The organism is Psychrilyobacter sp. (assembly GCF_049671765.1).
In the GTDB taxonomy this organism is placed as follows: Bacteria; Fusobacteriota; Fusobacteriia; order Fusobacteriales; family Fusobacteriaceae; genus Psychrilyobacter.
Genome location: NZ_JBATVM010000130.1, coordinates 1 through 4,710 on the forward strand (window position 1 = coordinate 1; position 4,710 = coordinate 4,710).

General features: G+C 23.8%; 4 protein-coding genes and 2 pseudogenes. 5 read left to right on the forward strand and 1 reads right to left on the reverse strand.

Going from position 1 to position 4,710, the window contains the following annotated elements:
• The 5 genes and pseudogenes from WBG30_RS06455 to WBG30_RS06475 form a co-directional block, all read left to right on the forward strand.
• Nucleotides 1-183 (forward strand): annotated as a pseudogene (locus WBG30_RS06455) (NUDIX hydrolase); the annotation flags it as partial.
• Nucleotides 184-374: 191 nt separating this feature from the next.
• Nucleotides 375-1,052 carry a pseudouridine synthase gene (locus WBG30_RS06460; protein ID WP_424503826.1) on the forward strand — a complete coding sequence of 226 codons (678 nt, stop codon included), beginning with the start codon at nt 375-377 and terminating at the stop codon, nt 1,050-1,052.
• A complete protein-coding gene (locus WBG30_RS06465) occupies nt 1,049-1,768 on the forward strand; it encodes a PHP domain-containing protein (protein WP_424503827.1) in 720 nt (239 codons plus the stop codon). The genes WBG30_RS06460 and WBG30_RS06465 overlap by 4 nt, the downstream gene beginning before the upstream one ends.
• Nucleotides 1,769-1,778: 10 nt before the next feature.
• Nucleotides 1,779-2,213 carry a hypothetical protein gene (locus tag WBG30_RS06470; RefSeq protein ID WP_424503828.1) on the forward strand — a complete coding sequence of 145 codons (435 nt, stop codon included), beginning with the start codon at nt 1,779-1,781 and terminating at the stop codon, nt 2,211-2,213.
• Nucleotides 2,214-2,340: 127 nt separating this feature from the next.
• Nucleotides 2,341-3,315 carry a tyrosine-type recombinase/integrase gene (locus WBG30_RS06475; RefSeq protein ID WP_424503829.1) on the forward strand — a complete coding sequence of 325 codons (975 nt, stop codon included), beginning with the start codon at nt 2,341-2,343 and terminating at the stop codon, nt 3,313-3,315.
• Between the two features lie 1,097 nt (nt 3,316-4,412).
• On the opposite strand, the pseudogene WBG30_RS06480 reads toward WBG30_RS06475, so the two are convergent.
• Nucleotides 4,413-4,710 (reverse strand): annotated as a pseudogene (locus WBG30_RS06480) (TIGR01212 family radical SAM protein); the annotation flags it as partial.

A 4,710-nucleotide genomic window follows, 5' to 3' on the forward strand; every position in this document is an offset into this window, starting at 1 on the left:
TCTTCAAAGATGTATATATACCACGCTGAAGATTTAATTAAAACAAGCCAAAATTTAGATGAAAATGAATTTTTAGAAGTTTTAAAAATTGATAGAAATGAGATTGATGAAATTTTAAAAACTCCTCGAGATGGAAAAACCATGTATTCACTTAATTATATAAAATGTAATATAAAAAAATAGCCTATTGTGGGTTATTTTTTTTAGTTTAGGAAGTCATGATTATACAAAAAAATAAAATTTTATAAAATATAAAGTATAATTACTTATATAAAAATTTTATAGAAAAATAAAATAAAATTTTATGATATAATAAAGAATGAATAATATTTTTTATTTAAATAAAAATTTAAAATATAAATAAGGAGAAATAGATGCGATTAGATAAATACTTAACAGAATGTGGTTTAGGTAGTAGGAGTGACGTAAAAAAAATATTAAAAATGAGAGAAATAAAAGTAAATGGGAAAATAGAATTTTCTCCTAAAATTAATGTTTCTACTGCAGACAAAATTTTACATAATGATGAAATGATAGAGTACAAAGCTACAAGATATTATATTATGAATAAACCTGCTGGATATATTACAGCTACAGAAGATAAAAAACATAAAACAGTCATGGAAATTATTCCGGAATGGGTAATTCAAAAGAATCTTTTCCCCGTAGGGAGATTAGATAAAGATACGGAAGGATTATTACTTTTTACAAATGATGGTCCTCTCTCTCATGAATTATTATCTCCTAAAAAACATGTGGATAAGATTTATTATGTAGAAGCTGAAAAAACAATTACAGATGAAGACATTAAAAAGTTAGAATTAGGAGTAGATATAGGAGGATATATTACTAAACCTTCTAGCTGTGAAAGAGTAGATAAAAATAAGATAAATCTTACAATAAGTGAAGGAAGATTCCATCAAGTTAAGAAGATGCTCCATGCAGTGGATAATTGTGTAGTTTATTTAAAGAGAATAAAATTTGCTAATTTAGAATTAGGAAATTTAGAAATTGGAGAAGTTAAAGAAATTAATATGGAGGAAATTTTATGAATTTTTTAATAGATTTACATACTCATACAAACACAACTCCCCATGCCTATAGTTCTTTGGAGGAAAATGTTAGGGCAGGAAAAAAAAGGGGAATTAAAGTTATTGCCAATACCATGCACGGGCCTTCCCTTCAAGACTCGCCACATTGGTGGGCGATTGCTAATCAAAGAACATTACCTAATTATGTAGATGGGATAAGAATATTGAAAAGTGTAGAAGCTAATATAATAAACATAGATGGAGACTTAGACATAAATAATAAAATAATTGAGACCTGTGATATTATTTTAGGTGGTTTTCATGGTATCCCTGAATATGGTGATACTGATGATATTAACAAAAATACTAAAGCTCTTATTAATGTTATAAAAAATAACGTAGTAGATATCTTAGTCCATTTAGGAAACCCTAGCTTTCCAATAGATTATGAAAAAGTAGTGATTGCGGCAAAAAAATATAATGTAGCTATTGAAATTAATAATGGATCACTAACTACTAGTAGATCAGGATCAAAACCAAACTGTGAGAAGATTATACAATATTGTTCTAAATATAAGCCATATATATCTTTAGGTAGTGATGCACATTTTTCTACTCTTATTGGTGAATTTAGTGAAGCTATAAAACTAATAGGAAATTATGACAAAAAATTAATATTAAATACTAGTGAAGAAAAATTAAAGGAATTTACTACTCTTAGAGGTAAAAATATATAGAGGTGAAAATATGAAAAAAATAATTATATTTATTTTTTTAACTACTATAATTTCTACATACTCAGAAGTTAAAGAAGTGGTTAAAAATTCTGAAGGAAAAAATATTCTCTTGATGGAAAATAAAACTTGGGAATTAGAGAAAGAGTTTGAAAGTATTAAAGAATTTGAAAATAAAATAAAATTATCCAATGTTGAAGTTTCTGCTAAAAGAAGTAATGGAAGAAGTATTACAGGAATAGTTATAAATCAAAGTAGAACAAAATTAGATTATGTTACCTATGAAATAAAATGGATGATAGATGGAAAATATTCTACATTAAAAACATTCACCGTAAAAGATCTTGGATACAAAGAAAGCAAAAAAATTAATCAAAGAATTAAATTAGAGGGAATATCTGGTAGAGACTATGAGATTGAAGTTTTAGATTTTAAATGGAAAAAATAAAGCTAATTTTTTCTTATTTTTCAATTAGAAGTTTTTGATTTGTAGATATACAATTATAAGTTGAAAATCAATTTTCGTTCTTATATGAGTTTTCTATACAAAAAATAATAGGACTTTAGGAGGAGTTATGGACTTAATAAAAAAAGATACTAGCCTCTCGATCCCAAAAAAACGAAGGAGAAATCGAGAAAATAGTGGAACGATATTTTCTATCTATAAATCTGAAAAGACTTTAAAAGATTATATGTTCCATTTAAATGATTTTTTAAAATATGTATATGAATATGATGGTGATTTAAATCCTGATGAAACTATGAATATGATGAAAAATATTGAAAAAGAAGATATAGAAGATTACTTGAAACATCTCCTACATGAGAGGGAACTTAAAAAAAGTTCTATCAATAAAAGTATATCATCTCTTAAAAGTTTATATAAAGAATTAGAAAAAAATGGTTATAACAATCCATTTAAATATATTCCTTTATTTAAAACAACTAAACATAATTTAGACAATGTTCTTAAGCTTTCTTATGAAGATTTAAAGGAAATCATCCTAAATTTTTCTGTTGTCGATGATAAAAGTTTTAGAGATTTGGTTATTTTATATACTTTATTTTATACCGGACTTAGAAGTTCTGAGCTGATAAATTTAAAATATGAAGATATCATTGAAAGACAAGGAAGTATTGTTTTAAGATTAAAAGAGACTAAAAGTGGAAAAGAACAGTATAAACCTCTCCATGATGAATGTTATAAAAAAATAATGGAGTTTAAAGATTACATCATAAAACTTTATAAAGTTGATTTAGAGGAAATCTCAGATCACTATATTTTTTCTAAAAGTTTTAATCCTAATGAAAAAATGTCCTATAATAATTTGTATAGAATCATAAAGGAGAAGGGTCTTAGTATAGGGAAGGATATTTCTCCTCATAATATTAGACATACTGTGGCTACTGAATTATCTTTACGTGGCGCAGATATTTTAGAAATACGTGACTTTTTAGGTCATGCTGATACCAAGGTTACAGAAGTATATATCAATGCAAAAAATATATTAGAAAAAAGAGCTATCACCAAATTACCTAAGCTGATTTGATGATAGCTTATTTTTTATCTAGATTAATTATTCACGATAATAATTATTCTGTATTATATGTTTGAAATACTAAATATAATAACTGTTATATTTATGTTTGTTATTTAAATTATAATTACATCTAGTAATTAATCGAAAAAATTGCTTTAAAACAAAGGGCTAATGAGTAATTATATTATATATTAGCTCATTCAATAGTTTTTTCTTACTATAACTTATTTTTTTAATTTTTTTAATTATTTCAACTAATAATAATTTTTTTAATTTTATATTTTATTTGAAATAAAATATGTCCTTAGATGGTTCTAAGAACCAAATTTCCCCTATTGCTGTTGCCACTAAACCAACAATAGATCACATTTTTAAAGAGATCGAACAAACCTCTTAAATATTTATTCATTTTATATCACTTAAAAATAATTTATTTTATTTTTAAGTGATGAAATACAAAATTTATTCTATGACATTTTTGTATAAGAATATTATTTTCATATTTATTTTATTATTTAATTTTCAGGTGGATTGTTTCTAAAATAATTTCTAATTCTAAAAATATTATTTATTATCTAGGATAATTTTTATTCTTATAAATCTATAATTTTTATTTTTAATATAAAAAAACAACCATTTAATATAAATATAAAGGTTGATTTTTTTATCTTTTAAAACTAATTTAAAAGTTATAGATCCATAATTAAACTAATAGGACTTTATTTTGTTTTATAAAATTTTCTATAATTTATTTTTATCTCTCCATTTAAATTCATAAACAAAAATATTTAATGTCTAATTTTTCTAGAATTTTATTTATAGAGTTATCATTATATATTTCATGAGAATCTAAATTGATAATGTGACCCATTACTTTCTTATACTACTTTATTCTATTTTTAATGACAGCTAACTTACGTTGATATTTTTAAAAATAATATAGATCATACTTAATATCTTTAAAAATTTCATAAAAAGTAAACTTTTATTTTTATTTCCATATTTAAAATTATCGCTAAATACACTAATTAGATATCCTGATCCCACCATAATAGAGTACAAAAACTCGTTTCTATAAAAATCCATGAATCTTTGGTGACTTAAAACTAAGTAATTTTTTTATACTTATCCCCTTGTGATATATTGTTTTCTTTAAGAAATTTTTCTATGGAATTTAAAACATTTCTTTTATCTAAACTCCATTTAGGCTCCATAAGAGTTTCACGACTTCCATCACCCGTTAACCTATGAATAATCATATCCGTATCTAAAATTTCAATAGCGTTTCCTAGAAGATTTATATACTCCTCCTTAGTTAAAATATGAAATTTTGTATCTATATATAATTTTTCTAAATTTGTATTTTTAATTATATGTAACAGATGAAATTTTACTCCCCATACT